Annotated in this window: 13 protein-coding genes and 1 pseudogene; 13 read left to right on the forward strand and 1 reads right to left on the reverse strand. The window is 36.1% G+C overall.

Annotated features, from left to right (window positions below):
- The first annotated feature begins 8 nt into the window (after window positions 1-8).
- The 12 genes and pseudogenes from HYI43_01900 (at window position 9) to HYI43_01955 (ending at window position 14,610) form a co-directional block, all read left to right on the forward strand.
- Window positions 9-1,874, forward strand: coding sequence for an assimilatory sulfite reductase (NADPH) flavoprotein subunit (locus HYI43_01900; protein ID UDI77364.1), 1,866 nt, complete (start codon window positions 9-11; stop codon window positions 1,872-1,874).
- A gap of 18 nt (window positions 1,875-1,892) precedes the next feature.
- Complete coding sequence (cysI, locus tag HYI43_01905) at window positions 1,893-3,614, forward strand: assimilatory sulfite reductase (NADPH) hemoprotein subunit (protein UDI77365.1); 1,722 nt, start codon at window positions 1,893-1,895, stop codon at window positions 3,612-3,614.
- A gap of 34 nt (window positions 3,615-3,648) precedes the next feature.
- A complete protein-coding gene (gene cobA, locus HYI43_01910; GenBank protein ID UDI77366.1) occupies window positions 3,649-4,413 on the forward strand; it encodes a uroporphyrinogen-III C-methyltransferase in 765 nt (254 codons plus the stop codon).
- Between the two features lie 36 nt (window positions 4,414-4,449).
- A complete protein-coding gene (locus HYI43_01915) occupies window positions 4,450-5,061 on the forward strand; it encodes an NAD(P)-binding protein (GenBank protein UDI77367.1) in 612 nt (203 codons plus the stop codon).
- Between the two features lie 20 nt (window positions 5,062-5,081).
- Window positions 5,082-5,957 (forward strand): sulfite exporter TauE/SafE family protein, encoded by an 876-nt coding sequence (locus HYI43_01920; GenBank protein ID UDI77368.1) that lies wholly within the window; start codon window positions 5,082-5,084, stop codon window positions 5,955-5,957.
- A 46-nt stretch (window positions 5,958-6,003) separates the two neighbouring features.
- Window positions 6,004-7,182, forward strand: a complete 1,179-nt coding sequence (sat, locus tag HYI43_01925) for a sulfate adenylyltransferase (GenBank protein UDI79252.1) — start codon at window positions 6,004-6,006, stop codon at window positions 7,180-7,182.
- 16 nt (window positions 7,183-7,198) lie between these two features.
- On the forward strand, window positions 7,199-7,798 hold the full coding sequence (gene cysC / locus HYI43_01930; GenBank protein ID UDI77369.1) for an adenylyl-sulfate kinase: 600 nt from the start codon (window positions 7,199-7,201) through the stop codon (window positions 7,796-7,798).
- A gap of 295 nt (window positions 7,799-8,093) precedes the next feature.
- Window positions 8,094-9,464 (forward strand): CitMHS family transporter, encoded by a 1,371-nt coding sequence (locus HYI43_01935; GenBank protein UDI77370.1) that lies wholly within the window; start codon window positions 8,094-8,096, stop codon window positions 9,462-9,464.
- 565 nt (window positions 9,465-10,029) lie between these two features.
- Window positions 10,030-10,854 carry a CHAP domain-containing protein gene (locus HYI43_01940; GenBank protein ID UDI77371.1) on the forward strand — a complete coding sequence of 275 codons (825 nt, stop codon included), beginning with the start codon at window positions 10,030-10,032 and terminating at the stop codon, window positions 10,852-10,854.
- 180 nt (window positions 10,855-11,034) lie between these two features.
- Entirely contained in the window at window positions 11,035-11,286 is a 252-nt protein-coding gene (locus HYI43_01945; protein UDI77372.1) for a hypothetical protein, read from the forward strand.
- Window positions 11,287-11,528: 242 nt separating this feature from the next.
- The gene (locus HYI43_01950; protein ID UDI77373.1) at window positions 11,529-12,821 is read left to right on the forward strand and encodes an anaerobic C4-dicarboxylate transporter; all 1,293 of its coding nucleotides are present in this window, start codon (window positions 11,529-11,531) and stop codon (window positions 12,819-12,821) included.
- 518 nt (window positions 12,822-13,339) lie between these two features.
- A pseudogene (locus HYI43_01955) lies at window positions 13,340-14,610 on the forward strand (BCCT family transporter).
- 57 nt (window positions 14,611-14,667) lie between these two features.
- Here the strand turns inward: HYI43_01955 and HYI43_01960 are convergent.
- Complete coding sequence (locus HYI43_01960; protein UDI77374.1) at window positions 14,668-15,222, reverse strand: GbsR/MarR family transcriptional regulator; 555 nt, start codon at window positions 15,220-15,222, stop codon at window positions 14,668-14,670.
- A gap of 262 nt (window positions 15,223-15,484) precedes the next feature.
- On the opposite strand from HYI43_01960, the gene betB reads away from it, so the two are divergent.
- Window positions 15,485-16,975, forward strand: a complete 1,491-nt coding sequence (gene betB, locus HYI43_01965) for a betaine-aldehyde dehydrogenase (protein ID UDI77375.1) — start codon at window positions 15,485-15,487, stop codon at window positions 16,973-16,975.
- Window positions 16,976-17,090: the final 115 nt, after the last annotated feature.

Genomic DNA, 17,090 nt, shown 5'->3' on the forward strand with positions numbered 1-17,090 from the left:
GGATACAATTGAATTTAAGTGTCACAAATAGTCCTTTTACAGAAGGGCAAGCTACACAAATTAATGAATTACTACAAACACTTACACCAGAACAAAAAGTATGGCTAAGCGGCTATTTAGTTGCGAATCAACAATTCGCTGGTGGTGCTACAACAACAGCGTCTAACCAAGTTGCAACGGCTCAAGGTGAGCTTTCTGAAAGTACAGAAGCAATGTTACAACAAAATGAACCAACGATTACACCAGAGAAGCGTGCAATTACATTGCTATATGGTTCTGAAACAGGTAACGCACAAGGCTTAGCTGAAATCTTTGAAGAACGTCTGTCAAATATAGGTCACAACGTTACTCTAAAAGCTATGGATGACTTCAAACCTAAGAACCTAAAAAATGTAGAAGATTTATTTATCATTACATCTACCCAAGGTGAAGGAGATCCACCAGATAACGCTGCGGAATTACATGAGTTTATCCATGGTAGAAAGGCACCTAAGCTTGAAGGTGTACGATATTCTGTTTTAGCACTCGGAGATCAAACATATGAATTCTTCTGTCAAACAGGACGAGACTTTGATAGAAAGCTTGGCGAACTTGGCGCTGAACGTATTTATGATCGAGTTGATTGTGACGTCGACTATGAAGAAGATGCTGAGAAGTGGATGGCTAACGTTATCAATGCGATTGATACAGCACCAGAAGGTACACAAAATGAACAAGTGATTAGCGAATCCATTAAATCAGCGAAAGAGAAAAAGTTCTCTAAATCAAATCCGTATCAAGCAGAAGTACTAGAGAATATTAATTTAAATGGCCAAGGTTCAAATAAGGAAACACGTCATATTGAATTCTTGCTAGATAATTTCGGGGAAGATTATGAAGTAGGTGATTGCCTAGTCGTCTTACCACAAAATGATCCAGCATTAGTTGAGTTATTAATCAACACACTTGGTTGGGAATCAAATGTAGAAGTACAAATTTCAGATGAAGGTGACACATTACCGCTAGATGAAGCTTTGACGTCTCATTTTGAAATAACAAAATTAACCAAACCATTATTAATTAATGCAGCTTCTTTCTTTGACAATGATGAACTACAAGAGAAAGTAGAAGATACTGAATGGATTCAAAGTTACGTAGAAGGACGTGATTTGGTCGATTTATTAACTGACTTCGCAACTACTGAATTACAACCAGATAATTTATATCAATTACTTAGAAAATTACCACCTAGAGAGTATTCAATTTCAAGTAGTTATGAAGCGTTACCAGATGAAGTGCATATTACAGTGGGTGCGGTGCGTTATAATGCGCATGGTCGTGATCGTTCAGGCGTATGTTCAGTTCAATTTGCTGAACGTATCCAACCAGGAGATACGGTGCCAATATATTTAAAACGTAATCCAAACTTTAAGTTTCCAAAAGAGGGTGACACACCAGTTATTATGATTGGACCAGGAACAGGTGTTGCACCATTTAGAGCATATATGCAAGAACGCGAGGAACATGGCTTTAAAGGCAACACATGGCTATTCTTTGGAGATCAACATTTTACAACAGATTTCTTATATCAAACGGAATGGCAAGAATGGTTGAAAGATGGTATCTTAGGCAAGATGGATGTCGCTTTCTCTCGTGATACGGAAGAAAAAGTATACGTACAACATCGTATCGCAGCACACAGTAAAGAATTTAATGATTGGCTACAACAAGGTGCTTCAATTTATGTCTGTGGCGATGAAAAACATATGGCTAAAGATGTGCATCAAGCGATTCGCAATGTGTTAGTGAAAGAACAAGGCTTATCTGAAGAAGATGCTGAAGCGTATCTTAAACAAATGAAAAAAGATAAACGTTACCAACGCGATGTGTACTAATAGAAAGGGTGGTACAAGATGGCTAAAACAAATAAGCAAATTTCAGATGAATTAGACAAAAAACTTGATGCTTTAGAATATTTAAAAGATGACAGTAATTATTTACGTGGAACGATTGAACAAGGTTTAGCTGATCCATTAACTGGTGCCATTTCTGACGACGATACGAAACTACTAAAGTTCCATGGTAGCTATCAACAAGATGATAGAGACTTACGTGATGAACGTCGTAAACAGAAACTCGAACCAGCATATAGCTTTATGATACGTGTTCGTTTACCAGGAGGTACAGCAACGCCTGAACAATGGATAGCAATGGATGACATTTCAAATCAATATGGCAATCAGACGATGAAGTTAACAACCCGTCAAACTTTCCAATTTCACGGCATTTTAAAAAGAAATTTAAAATCATCTATGAAGAAAATCAATGAATCTGTATTAGATACTATTGCAGCATGTGGGGACGTTAACCGCAATACGATGTGTAATCCTAATCCGTATCAATCAAGTATTCATAAAGAAATTAATGACTATGCAACTAAAATTAGTGATCACTTATTACCGAAGACAAATGCTTATCATGAAATTTGGTTAGATGGTGAGAAAGTCTTAGATTCTTCAGAAGAAATTGAACCAATGTACGGTAAAAAATATTTACCACGTAAATTTAAAATCGGCATTGCTATCCCACCTTCAAATGATATCGATGTTTACTCACAAGACATTGGTCTGATTGGTATCGTTGAGAATAAGGAGTTGATTGGATTCAACGTCACAATTGGTGGCGGTATGGGTATGACGCACGGCAACACAGATACGTACCCACAAGTTGGTCGACTCGCTGGCTTCGTCCCTAAAGACCAAGTCGTTGATGTTTGTGAGAAAATCTTAACCATTCAACGTGATTATGGTAATCGTGAAAATCGTAAAAACGCACGATTCAAATATACAGTTGACCGCTTAGGCGTTGATAAAGTGGTTGAAGAATTAAATGCACGTCTTGGTTGGGATATTCAAGAAGCACGTGAATTTGAATTTGAACATAATGGCGACCGACTCGGTTGGATTGAAGGCGAAGATCATGTATGGAATTATACGTTATTTATCCAAAATGGACGTGTCAAAGATACAGAAGATTATCAATTAAAAACGGCATTGCGAGAAATTGCAAAAACACATACGGGCGACTTCAGATTATCTCCAAATCAGAATTTGATTATCGCTAATGTAACACCAGAGAAAAAAGAAGAAATTCAAGGATTGATAGACCAATACGGTTTAACAGATGGTAAGCATTACACAGGTTTAAGACGTAATTCTATGGCATGCGTAGCCTTTCCTACGTGTGGTTTAGCAATGGCTGAGTCAGAACGTTATCTACCATCATTAATCTCTAAAATTGAAGATTTATTAGATGAAGCAGGTGTCAACGATGAAGAAATTACCATTCGTATGACAGGTTGTCCAAACGGTTGTGCAAGACCAGCACTTGCTGAAATCGCCTTTATTGGTAAAGCACCAGGTAAGTACAACATGTATTTAGGCGGTGGCTTCAAAGGTGAACGTTTAAATAAATTGTATAAAGAGAACATTGGTGAACAAGAGATTCTTGAAAGTTTACGTCCAATTTTAATGGATTATGGTAAAGAACGTTTTGAAGGTGAACACTTTGGCGACTTTGTGATTCGCTCAGGTGTTGTAGCTAAAGTTCATGGCGGTCAAGATTTCCATAGTTAATTTTCAGAAAAGTAGTTTGAAGCGGGGTGACAAAATGGGGAAAGTTTATCTGGTAGGTGCAGGACCTGGTGATCCTGATTTACTAACGATTAAAGGGATGAAGGCAATTCAAGCAGCAGATGTCATTCTATATGATCGCTTAGTGAACAAGGAGATTCTTGCACTTGCTGAACCAGGCACTAAATTCTTCTATTGTGGTAAAGATCCTAATAAGTATTCTTTACCGCAAGAAGAAACAAATCGAATGTTGGTTAGTTTAGCTAAGAAAGGTCACGTGATTACACGTTTAAAAGGTGGCGATCCTTTCGTCTTTGGACGTGGTGGAGAAGAAGCTGAAATCTTGGCACAACATCAAATACCTTTTGAAATTGTACCAGGTATTACTTCAGGTATCGCCGCACCAGCTTATGCAGGTATTCCCGTTACGCATAGAGATTATAGTTCATCCGTAGCCTTTGTGACTGCAGTAAACAAGCCAGGTATGTCGAAAGATGCATATTGGCAACATTTAGCACATGGACCTGAAACGTTATGTGTATACATGGGAGTGAAGCGATTGCCCGAAATTTGTGAACTACTCATGACACATGGCAAAGCTAAAGAAACACCTGTGGCATTAGTACATCTTGGTACAACAAACGCTCAGCAGACAGTGGTTGGTACACTAGATAATATTGTTGAACATGCATCGAATATTAAAAACCCTGCCATGATTGTCATAGGAGATGTTGTACAGATGCGACAAAAAATCAGTTGGTTCAAGGAACAAGTTGATGATTTAGAAATGACCTTACCTTAATCAATTTAAAGAAACAGATAAAGCGAGGAAAACAATATGAGCAGTATGCCACTTATGATTGATTTAACAAATAAACAAATTGTCATTGTTGGTGGAGGAAAAGTAGCAACCAGACGTGCATCTACATTAATTGAATACTGTCCCAATGTTCATATTGTCAGTCCGTCCATCACCACAGATTTACATAAATTAGTGAAAGAGCAACGTGTGATGTGGCACGAGAAATGTTTCGAACCACAAGATATTAAGCATGCTGATATCGTAGTCCTTGCTACAAATCAACCAGACGTTAATGATGATGTGAAAGCATCCTTACCTGAAGGAACATTACTCAATCATGCAGCACATGCACAAGAAGGGGATGTCACATTTCCAAGTGTTTTAAGACGTGGCAAACTCACAATCAGCGTTTCAACGAATGGCGCAAGCCCTAAGTTAGGACGTCAAATCTTATCTACATTAAGTGACATGTACGATGAGCGATATGAAACGTATATCGATTTTTTATATCAAAGCAGAAAGATGATTAAAGATTCTACAATCGAGCCATCTAGGAAACAAAGTTTATTACAACACCTTCTATCTGAAGATTATTTAGATGAGGAAAAACAACATGAATTCATGCGATGGCTCCAATCACAAGTTTAATATGAGGGGGCATGTGATATATGAGGAAATTATTTATATTTGCATTAGCTGGATTTTTAGCCCAACTTGTTGATGGATCACTCGGAATGGGATTCGGTGCCTCATCATCATCCATTTTATTAACATATGGTATTGCACCTGCAATCGTTTCCGCGACGGTGCACTTTTCAGAAATAGCGACAACTGCTGCATCTGGAACATCACATTGGAAATTTGAAAATGTGCATAAACCCACAATGTTAAAATTAGCTATTCCAGGTGCTATCAGTGGTTTCATAGGTGCTGGGTTACTAACACAAATTCATGGCGATTACATTAAACCGTATATCGCATTGTTCCTATTATCAATGGGTATTTATATTTTGTATCAATTTTTATTTAAAAGAAATAAAGAGATGCATACCCATGTTGGAAAATTAAGTAGTTTTAAACTTGTTCCGCAAGGCGCGATTGCAGGTTTCCTAGATGCCATTGGTGGTGGTGGATGGGGACCAGTTAATACGCCATTATTATTAGCAAGCCATAAGATTCAACCACGTTATGCGATTGGTACAGTGTCAGCAAGCGAATTCTTTGTGACATTGTCTACATCCATTAGCTTTATTATCTTTTTAGGTATTACACAAATTAATTGGTGGTTTGTCATTGCATTAAGTGTTGGTGGCATGCTTGCTGCGCCAATCTCAGCGTATTTAACTAAAATTCTACCGATTAATATTTTAGCGATTTGTGTAGGAGGCTTAATTATCTTCACTAATAGTAATGCCTTAATGACGTACTTTGTACATGATGAAACTGTTACGAATATTGTTCGATTCGCAATTATTTGTGCGATTGTGATACTTGTGATTATCACTGTCATTCGCAACAAAAAATTGTCTTTTTCTTATAAATAAAGCCGAGTAAACTAATCTAATTAATTGGAAAAGGAGTTATCAAATGATGACAACACATGAAGAGATTATTAATTATACAATCAAACCGCATGGTGGCGAGTTAATTAACCGCGTCGTAGAAGGCGAAGAAAGAGCGCATCTACTTGAAGCTGCACAATCGTATAAAGTGATTACTTTGAATCCTTGGTCAATTTCTGACTTAGAATTAATCGGAATTGGTGGTTTCAGTCCATTAACAGGATTTATGGGTGAAGCTGACTATACGAAAGTTGTGGAAGATACGCATCTTGAAAATGGTCTAGTATGGAGTATTCCAATTACACTACCTGTTACTGAAGAAGAAGCGGATACATTAGCTATTGGTGATGACATCGCCTTATACGGTGAAGATGGAGAATTATATGGTACTTTGAAACTAGAAGAAAAGTATACCTATGACAAGAAGAAAGAAGCACAAAATGTTTATGGCACGACTGATGAAGCACATCCAGGTGTGAAAAAAGTGTATGACAAAGGCAATGTGTATTTAGCAGGTCCTATTCAATTAATCAATCGTCCTAAACATGATGAATTTTCAGATTTCCATCTAGATCCAGCAGAAACACGTCAATTATTCCATGATCTTGGCTGGAAGACAGTCGTTGGCTTCCAAACACGTAATCCTGTGCATCGTGCGCATGAATATATTCAAAAATCAGCATTAGAAATCGTTGATGGTTTATTACTTAATCCATTAGTTGGAGAAACAAAATCAGATGATATCCCAGCAGACGTACGTATGGAAAGTTATCAAGCCATCTTAAAGAATTATTTCCCTAAAGATAGAGCGCGTTTAGTTATTTATCCAGCAGCTATGCGTTATGCAGGTCCACGTGAAGCAATATTACATGCCACAGTACGTAAAAACTACGGTTGCACACACTTTATCGTTGGACGTGACCATGCAGGTGTAGGCGATTACTATGGCACATATGAAGCTCAAGAATTAATCTCTCAATTTGAAGATGAATTAGACATTCAAATCTTGAAATTTGAACATGCTTTTTATTGTGAAAAGTGTGGCAACATGGCAACAGCCAAAACTTGCCCACACGATGCATCTGAACATGTGCATTTAAGCGGAACAAAAGTAAGAGAAAAATTACGTAATGGTGAATCTTTACCTACTAAATTCTCAAGACCAGAAGTAGCTGAAGTATTAATTAAAGGATTAAAGCAAGACTAAATCGGGGGTATAAGAAATGAGTGAATCAAATCACATCACATGGCATGATTCTGAAGTGACGAAAGCTGATAGACAACAACAAAATGGTCATAAAAGTACAGTCATATGGTTTACGGGTTTATCTGGATCAGGTAAATCTACTGTTTCTGTTGCGCTAGAAAAAGCATTATTTGAACAAGGTAAACACGTTTACCGATTAGATGGCGATAACGTTCGACATGGTCTAAATAAAAATTTAGGCTTTAGTCCAGAAGATCGCAAAGAAAATATTCGTCGTATTGGTGAAGTGAGTAAATTACTCGTAGACGCCGGTACCATTGCTGTTACTGCATTTATTTCACCTTATAGAGCAGACCGAGATGATGTACGTGACATTCTTGAAGAAGGCGAATTTATCGAAGTCTATACTGAATGTAGTGTCGAAGAATGTGAGAAACGCGATCCTAAAGGTTTATATGAAAAAGCTCGTTCAGGTGAAATTAAAGAATTTACAGGTATTAGTGCACCGTACGAAGCACCAAATCATCCAGAAATAACAATTAATACAGAACAACAAACTGTTGAAGCATCTGTTGAACAAATTCTAAATTATTTAAAGGATAAACAATATATCTAATGACTATAGGCGTTTGAGACAAATTTATATTAGAAGGCTACATTGCAATTTCGCAGTAGCTAACTGAGCTGAGAAGGCGCTTTAAATCAAGCTTTTCTCAGTTCTAGTCATCCTTGCACGGGGGTGGGACAATGAATTCAAAATGAATTCTGTTCTACTCCCGTTTTTATATAAAACTATGAGTCTTTTTTTGATTATTCCCACTTATTTTCTGAATTTTTGTTACAATATATGAAAACGATTTCTTAAATAACTTAAAAAGAAATAAAGCTGAATACAATAAGGGGGAATTCACATGCATGGGGATAGTGTGTGGTTAACAGTTATGGGAATCTTGATTATTGGTTCAATTGTTGGACTTTTAATTGCAAAGAAAATCAGTCCAGTAGTGGGTATGATTTTAATTCCTAGTATCGGGGCATTACTTTTAGGTTATGGCATAAAAGATTTAGTTAAATTCTTTAATAGTGGTTTAGACTCAGTTATGAGCGTTGTCATCATGTTTATTTTCGCAATTGTCTTCTTTGGAATTATGACTGACAGTGGATTATTTAAACCGATTGTTAAACGATTAATACTGATGACACGCGGAAATGTTGTCATCGTTTGTATTGTTACGGCTTTAATTGGTATGTTTGCACAATTAGATGGTGCTGGGGCAGTAACATTTTTACTATCAATACCTGCCTTATTACCATTATATAAAGCACTTAATATGAATAAATATTTATTAATACTATTACTTGCGATTAGTGCAGCCATTATGAATATGGTACCTTGGGGCGGACCAATGGCACGTGTTGCCTCAGTACTTAAAGTGAAAAGCGTGAATGAATTATGGTATGGCTTGATTCCAGTACAATTAATTGGTTTTGTATTGGTACTCATATTCGCAACGTATTTAGGCTTTAGGGAAAAGAATAGAATTAAAAAAGCAATTGAGAAGGGTGAAGTTGAACCTACATTAAATGTAGATATCGAACGTCTTGTGAAGAATTATGAGCGAGATCAAGATATTAAGTTTCCAGTAAGAGGACGTGCTAAAAATCATCGCTGGGTTATCTGGGTCAACGTAATATTAACTATCGTTGTTATTGTAATGATGTTAACTAATATTGCACCGCCAGAATTTGCTTTCATGATTGGTGTGGCGATTGCATTAGTGATTAACTTCCCAGATGTCGATGAACAGATGAATCGTTTAAAAGCACACGCACCGAACGCCTTAATGATGGCAGCTGTGATTATAGCGGCAGGCATGTTCTTAGGTGTCTTAAATGAAACAGGTATGTTGAAATCAATCGCTTTAAACTTCATTAAAATTATTCCAGATGCTGTAGGACCATACTTACATATCATTGTTGGTTTCTTTGGTGTACCGTTAGATTTACTAACAAGTACTGACGCCTATTATTTCGCGTTACTTCCTATTGTAGAACAAACTGCAAGTCAATTTGGTGTTCATTCAGTATCAACTGCGTATTCAATGGTAATAGGTAATATAGTAGGTACATTTGTTAGTCCATTCTCACCAGCGTTATGGTTAGCGATTGGACTTGCTGAAGCTAATATGGGAACTTATATCAAATATGCATTCTTCTGGATTTGGGGCTTTGCGATTGTACTACTCGCGATTGCAGTATTAATTGGTACTGTTACAATTTAATATTTCATTACGCTTGAATTAGAAACTTTAAATTTATCCCGCTTTAAAAGACAATTATGCTTGTTGTCTTTTAAGGTGGGATTTCATTTTTTATTTTGAATATATTTGAGGAGGTCATAGGTCATTTAAGACTTCGCGAAGTGATTCCACCATTTCATGTTTTTCTATTTTAAATGATACATGATTACCTGAAACAATTTTTTGTATTAATATTGGAAATTTGAAGTCGTGTTTTCCCTTTTTGCATGACATAAAACATAGTTAAAAAAATCAGATAAATTACAATGCTTGTAAAGACACTGTTGATTATCGATTTTAAACTACTGGCACTGAGCATTTTTGGAAGTTGTAACATAAGTCGTCGTTTTTTACAGACGCCGTAAAATTATTATGATTCATTTACAAAGCCTTAACATTGCACACAAACCCTTGTATGTCTGATACAGTATGTCTTGTCGTTATTTAACGAGGAAAAATTATTCAAAACTATTTAAGTTATTTATATGAAATTTGCAGGTAGCCACGAGATAAAAAATGTTTTAACAATTCTAGGAGGATATTAATTATGAAAAAGATCGCTACAGCTACAATCGCAACAGCAGGTATTGCAACATTTGGATTAGCACATCACGATGCAGATGCAGCGGAAAATAATAATGGATATAACTCTAACGACCCTTACGCATATAGTTACACTTACACAATTGATCAACAAGGTAACTACCATTATGATTGGCAAGGTAACTGGAGCCCATCACAAGCACAACAAGGTGGTCAAGGTCAACAAAATACTGGCAACCAAACAGCAAATAACACACAAGCAAACAACAACTATAATTACAACAATACGCAATCTAACAATAATTACAATTATAACTACAACAATAATCAATCAACACAAAACACTCAATCATACACTGCAAACAATAACAATGGCGGTGGCTTAGGTGCGAACTACTCAACATCAGACCGCAATGTGAAAGTAACTACTCAAAATGCACCAACAAGCTCAAATTCAAGCTCTGATTCAAACTCAAGTAGCAGTGCATTTGCAGGTAAATCAAGCTCAGGTTCTAACTTATATACTTCAGGCCAATGTACTTATTATGTATATGACAAAGTAGGCGGCCATATTGGTAACACTTGGGGCAACGCTAGTAACTGGGCAAGTGCAGCAGCAGCAGACGGATACACAGTGAATAACACACCTAAATCAGGTTCAATCATGCAAACATCTCAAGGTGCATACGGCCACGTTGCATACGTTGAGAATGTTAACAAAGACGGTTCAGTTAAAGTATCAGAAATGAACTATAACGGTGGACCTGGCGTTGTTTCTTCACGTACAATCTCAGCTAGTGAAGCTGGTTCATATAACTACATTTCATAATTCGAAATCAGTATTACCACGATTCCTCAAATAATGGAGTCGTGGTTTTTCTTTTTTGGAAAAGGTCAATCCAAGATTGCTTACATCGTGATTGAAGCCGAAACATAAAGGGAAAGATATTACTAAAAGATATAGTAATAAGATTTAATCATTTCTCATGTTGAAGGACTGTGAGTACAAATGGCATTTGATATCATAAAATGGATTATATTAGCGTTAATCGTCATTGTAACAATCGCGATTATATGTGGACTGATTTGGGGTTCATTAATTGAAGAGCGTAAGTATGATAAGCGTTCTAAAAAAGAGAAACGTAAAGAAACTGAGAAAAATTTGGAAATGGCTAAAGGTCATACAGACGATGAAGATTTAGATGATTATAAAGATGCACCTACGAAAAAAGGAACTTTAAAAGATGATTATCATAAATAATTAGATAGCCCTTGAAAGTTGGATTGACCTATACTTTCAAGGGTCTTTTATGTGCGTTTATAGGTATGGAACGCTCGGAGACAATCGAAGCATTTACTCATATGAAAACGATAATGTTCACATTTTATTTACATTTAACATTTCAAATTATTTGCATTTATGTACTTTTAACATCTTAAAGTGATAAACTATTTATGTTAAAAAAATCACAATAATTTTCAGAAAAGTTAGGAGCTTTCAACATGCTACTGTTTGTAGTAGAAATTATCATAATGATATTAGCTGTGTTGCTAGGGCTACGTACAGCTGGCGCATTAGGCTGTGGTATCTTTGCCATTGTGGCACAACTTATTATGATATTTGGATTTCAATTACCTCCGGGTTCAGCGCCCGTTACTGCAGTATTAATCATTTTATCTATTGGTATCGCTGGCGGTACTTTGCAAGCTACAGGAGGGATAGACTATCTCGTTTATCTCGCATCTAAAATTATTGAACGTTTTCCGAAATCAATTATTTTCATTGCACCAATGATTTGTTTTCTTTTCGTATTTGGCGTAGGGACGGCAAACATTGCCTTATCTTTAGAACCGATTATTGCTAAAACGGCAGTTAGAGCTAATATTCAACCTAAACGACCGTTAACAGCTTCTGTACTTACAGCTAATTTGGCATTGCTTTGTAGTCCAGCAGCTTCAGCAACGGCATATATTATTTCTGTAATGGCTGGTTATCATATTTCAATGGGTAAATATTTAAGTATTGTCATGCCTACTGCTATCATTACCATGCTTATGTTAAGTGTGTTTTGTACCTTTGTAGGTCGTAAAACGAAAGTTACTTCGAGTGAAAAAGCACATACGCCTGAAGTCGAAGTGGTGCAGTCATTTTCAACTAAAACCAAATTCGGTGTGCTTGGTTTCTTATTATGCGTCGCAGGTATTTTAACATTTGGAATCTTTCCAAATTTAATGCCGTCATTTAAGATCGATGGTGATACTGTTAAAGTGACGATGACAGAGATTGTACAGTTCTTTATGTATTTGAGTGCGGCTATTAATTTATTAATGTTGAAAGTGAATACGAATGATATTTTATCTTCCAATATTACGCAATCTGCAATTGGTGCACTCTTTGCTGTACTTGGACCAGGTTGGTTAGGGGCGACCGTGTTTAATGCACCGCAAAATTTGAAGATTATACAAGATGATATTGGGAAAACAATACAATCAGTTCCATGGTTAGTCATTGTATTAGTCGCAGTCGTTGCGATGATTGTTATTTCTCAAACGGCGACAGCATCTATCATGGTGCCAATTGTTATGAGTATGGGAATTCCACCAATGTATTTTATCGCAATGGTACAAACGCTCAATGTCAACTTTGTTATTCCAGCACAACCGACATTACTCTTTGCGGTTAATTTAGATGATACAGGACGAACACGTCCGACAAGTTTTATTATTCCAGGATTTTTCACAATTATTGTTTCGATCATAGTCGGATTTTTAATAAAATCTATTTTAGGATTGTAGGTTTTTCGGACACAAGCCATATTTTAGTTAATAAAGTTGCTATTTAAATTAAGCGCTTATTTATAAATGTTTCATCGTTTAAGGGTTGAGAAAACGAATTCGAAATGGATTCTATCTCAACTCTTTTTTTATGGAAAATCTTACTTTTTCTAGAAAAAAATAAATAAATATAAATTCATGATTAAGGTATGATTATGCAAAATTAATACAACATAAAATTTGTTAAATACGTTAAGTTTAAATTTAACACTGTTGTTATGGCAATTTATAAGACGATAAAATATGTCAGAAATATATATTTATTCAGTTGTTCTATCGGTATAATTTGAATGTAATTTGCATTTTTATTTAATTTTAGATATCGTCATTATGTGAATAAACCGTGACAAGAAAGTGGTTTTTAATTTTTATCGACACAACAATTTTGAGGAGGAGCATAATTGAAACGAGAAAAAATTATGGATGGCCAACTTTATAGGGACGGTAGTCGTATTACTGTCGCGCCTTCATGTCAACAACCGCCAAATGGTGCAAAAGGAATGTCGGACGAAGCACTTACATATGCAACGCAATACGGTATGTTCCATTGGGGACCCATCGCATGGGCAATTTATGTCTTACCAGCGTTACCCATTGGTTACTTAGTATTCGTTAAAAAACAACCTATCTACAAAATTAGCCAAGCATGTCGTCCAGTGTTAAAAGGACAAACAGATAAATTTTTAGGTAAATTAGTAGATATTCTCTTTATCTTGGTTTACTTGGAGGCGCAGCAACATCTCTTGCGTTAGGTGTACCAATGATTTCTGCTGGAATAGAGAAATTAACAGGTATCGATGGAAAGAATATGGTTGTACGTTCAATCATCTTATTAACAATCACGGTAGTCTTCGCAATCAGTTCATATACTGGTTTGAAAAAAGGTATTCAAAAATTGAGTGATATCAACGTATGGTTATCTTTCATTTTACTAGGGTTTGTATTTATTGTCGGACCGACGGTATTTATCATGGAAACAACCATTACGAGCTTTGGTAATATGTTAAGAGACTTCTTCCATATGGCAACATGGATGGAACCATTTGGAGGTATTAAAGGACGTAAAGAGACAAACTTTCCACAAGATTGGACTATATTCTATTGGTCTTGGTGGTTAGTTTACGCGCCGTTTATTGGGCTGTTTATTGCACGTATATCTAAAGGGAGACGATTAAAAGAAGTTATTCTTGGAACTATAATTTATGGTACGTTAGGCTGCTTGTTATTCTTCGGTATTTTTGGTAACTATGCAGTTTACTTACAAATTACTGGTGAATTTAATGTCATTCACTTTTTAAATACACATGGTACTGAAGCGACGATTATTCAAGTCATGTCACAATTACCATTTTCATCTTTAATTGTTGTATTGTTCTTAATTTCTGCCTTTTTATTCTTAGCAACCACATTCGATTCAGGTTCATATATTTTAGCGGCTGCATCACAGAAAAAAGTGGTTGGCGAGCCTTTAAAAGCGAATCGATTATTCTGGGCATTTGCATTATGTTTATTACCGTTCTCACTGATGTTAGTAGGCGGAGAGCGTGCACTCGAAGTTTTAAAAACAGCATCGGTATTGGCAAGTGTGCCACTCATTGCTATTTTTATCTTTATGATGATTTCGTTTATTATCACGCTCAATAAAGATCGGATTAAACTTGAAACGAGAGCAGATAAACATAAAGAAATAGAAAGACGGTCACTACGTATCGTACGAGTTAAAGAAAAACCAGAAGACGACAATTTATAATCAAAAAGAGCTAGAAGATTTTCAAAGTATTATACTTACGAAAATCTTCTAGCTCTTTTAAATTTCTTCGTTTTCTGGAATTGGGTAATGTTCGAAAATTTGACCACTTTCAATGGCATTACTTAAGTTTTCTAACCATTTACAATATTGCTTCGTATGATCTAATTGTGCTTGGATTTTATCAACTTCTTTTTTAGTATCCTCGTCTAAGTTAGCGTCTTTAAGTGTTTCGTCAAGCAGTGTTTGAGCCTTTTCAACAGCTTCAAGATTGGTATCAACTTCACGTTCCCACTTTTGAGTAAAGAAGTTTCTGAAGAAAGTGAAAAAGTTTTTCTCAGCAATAAAGTGTTGCTTGCGGCTACCACGTGTGAATTGTTGTTTAACAATATCGAATTCTTGGAGTTTTTTTACTCCTGCACTCATGCTAGGTTTACTCATTTGTAAGTGCTCACGCATCTCATCGAGTGTCATACTTCCTTCGAAGACCATGGTGCCATATAAGTTGCCTACACTACGGTTTGTGCCGTATAAATCCATTGTTTCACCGATTGAATTGATGACAAGGTCTTTTGCCTCTTCAATCTTTTGGTCGTAATTCATTGAACGTGCCATCTTGCACCTCCATCATTGCTTAGTAGTTTGTAAGAAATAAATAAACATATGCATTCATTTTTTCAATTCTCAATCATTATAAAGTCTTTTATGAAAACTTTCAAAATCGCATATTTATTAATAGCATTTTTGGTACTGCATTTTCAAGGAAATAAAAGATTTGGGTAATTTCAGGACATTTGCAAGGTAGAAAAATATATGCTAATCTATTTCTGTAAAATTCGTTAAATAAAAATTTAACAAACTTAACGGAGGTCGTGTGATGGAACTTGTAGAAAAATTGTCTAATCGTCAATATATCGATGGTGAATGGGTCGAAAGTTCAAATAAAAATACGAGAGATATTATCAATCCTTATAACCAAGAAGTGATCTTTACAGTGGCAGAAGGTACTGTTGAAGATGCTGAGAAAGCAATACTAGCAGCACGTCGCGCATTTGAAGATGGCGAGTGGTCACTAGAAACAAGTGAAGTCAGAGGTAAAAAAGTAAGAGCAATCGCAGATAAAATTACTGAGCATCGTGAAGAGTTGGCTAAGCTAGAAACCCTAGATACTGGTAAAACATTAGAAGAATCATTTGCTGATATGGATGACATCGCAAATGTATTTACTTACTTTGCTGGGTTAGCTGATAAAGATGGTGGTGAAATCATTAATACACCAATTCCGAACTCAGAAAGTAAAGTAGTCAAAGAACCAGTTGGTGTTGTAACGCAAATCACACCTTGGAATTATCCTTTATTACAAGCATCATGGAAGATTGCGCCAGCATTGGCTACAGGCTGTTCACTCGTTATGAAACCAAGTGAAATCACGCCATTAACTACTATTCGTGTATTTGAATTAATGGAAGAGGTTGGTTTCCCTAAAGGTGTTATCAACTTAGTATTGAGCAGTGGTGAAGAAATAGGAGATACATTATCAGGACATAAAGAGGTAGACCTTGTCTCATTTACAGGTGGTATTGAAACAGGCAAACACATCATGAAGAATGCTGCAAATCATGTTACAAATATTGCACTAGAACTTGGCGGTAAAAATCCAAATATTATTTTTGATGATGCTGACTTTGATTTAGCAGTGGATCAAGCCTTGAATGGTGGATATTTCCACGCAGGTCAAGTTTGTTCAGCGGGTTCACGTATTCTAGTACACAATGATATTAAAGCTGATTTTGAAAAGGCATTAATAGCGCGTGTAGGTAAAATCAAGCTTGGTAATGGCTTTGATGACGACACAGAAATGGGACCTGTGATTTCTACAGAACATCGCGATAAGATTGAAAGCTATATGGCAATTGCTAAAGAAGAAGGCGCAACTATCGCGATTGGCGGTAAACGTCCAGAACGAGACGATTTACAAGATGGCTTATTCTTCGAACCAACAGTAATCACTGATTGTGATACATCAATGCGCATCGTTCAAGAAGAAGTGTTTGGTCCAGTTGTGACTGTTGAAGGATTTGATAGTGAAGAAGAAGCAATCAAATTAGCTAATGACTCTATTTATGGTTTAGCTGGTGCAGTCTTCTCTAAAGACATTGGCAAAGCACAACGTGTAGCCAATAAATTAAAACTAGGTACAGTTTGGATTAATGACTTCCATCCATATTTTGCACAAGCACCATGGGGTGGTTACAAACAATCAGGCATTGGACGTGAGTTAGGTAAAGAAGGCTTAGAAGAATATTTAACAAGTAAGCATATCTTAACAAACACGAATCCAGAACCAGTAAATTTCTTTAGTAAATAACAATTCTATGATTGAGCTATAGAGCCGTAATAATCATAAACTATGCGGCTCTATTAATTTGACTTATAAAGTTGTACGTATCGAACTTAAAAGCATGAATTATAAAGGCATAACA

Source organism: Staphylococcus taiwanensis, assembly GCA_020544305.1.
Taxonomy (GTDB): Bacteria; Bacillota; Bacilli; order Staphylococcales; family Staphylococcaceae; genus Staphylococcus; species Staphylococcus taiwanensis.

What these genes read in the sequence shown, in the direction of transcription:
- cysI (UDI77365.1), top strand. Translation starts at nt 1,893, where the DNA reads ATGGCTAAAACAAATAAGCAAATTTCAGATGAATTAGACAAAAAACTT.
- cobA (UDI77366.1), top strand. Translation starts at nt 3,649, where the DNA reads ATGGGGAAAGTTTATCTGGTAGGTGCAGGACCTGGTGATCCTGATTTA.
- HYI43_01915 (UDI77367.1), top strand. Translation starts at nt 4,450, where the DNA reads ATGAGCAGTATGCCACTTATGATTGATTTAACAAATAAACAAATTGTC.
- HYI43_01920 (UDI77368.1), top strand. Translation starts at nt 5,082, where the DNA reads ATGAGGAAATTATTTATATTTGCATTAGCTGGATTTTTAGCCCAACTT.
- sat (UDI79252.1), top strand. Translation starts at nt 6,004, where the DNA reads ATGACAACACATGAAGAGATTATTAATTATACAATCAAACCGCATGGT.
- cysC (UDI77369.1), top strand. Translation starts at nt 7,199, where the DNA reads ATGAGTGAATCAAATCACATCACATGGCATGATTCTGAAGTGACGAAA.
- HYI43_01935 (UDI77370.1), top strand. Translation starts at nt 8,094, where the DNA reads ATGCATGGGGATAGTGTGTGGTTAACAGTTATGGGAATCTTGATTATT.
- HYI43_01940 (UDI77371.1), top strand. Translation starts at nt 10,030, where the DNA reads ATGAAAAAGATCGCTACAGCTACAATCGCAACAGCAGGTATTGCAACA.
- HYI43_01945 (UDI77372.1), top strand. Translation starts at nt 11,035, where the DNA reads ATGGCATTTGATATCATAAAATGGATTATATTAGCGTTAATCGTCATT.
- HYI43_01950 (UDI77373.1), top strand. Translation starts at nt 11,529, where the DNA reads ATGCTACTGTTTGTAGTAGAAATTATCATAATGATATTAGCTGTGTTG.
- HYI43_01960 (UDI77374.1), bottom strand. Translation starts at nt 15,222, where the DNA reads ATGGCACGTTCAATGAATTACGACCAAAAGATTGAAGAGGCAAAAGAC.
- betB (UDI77375.1), top strand. Translation starts at nt 15,485, where the DNA reads ATGGAACTTGTAGAAAAATTGTCTAATCGTCAATATATCGATGGTGAA.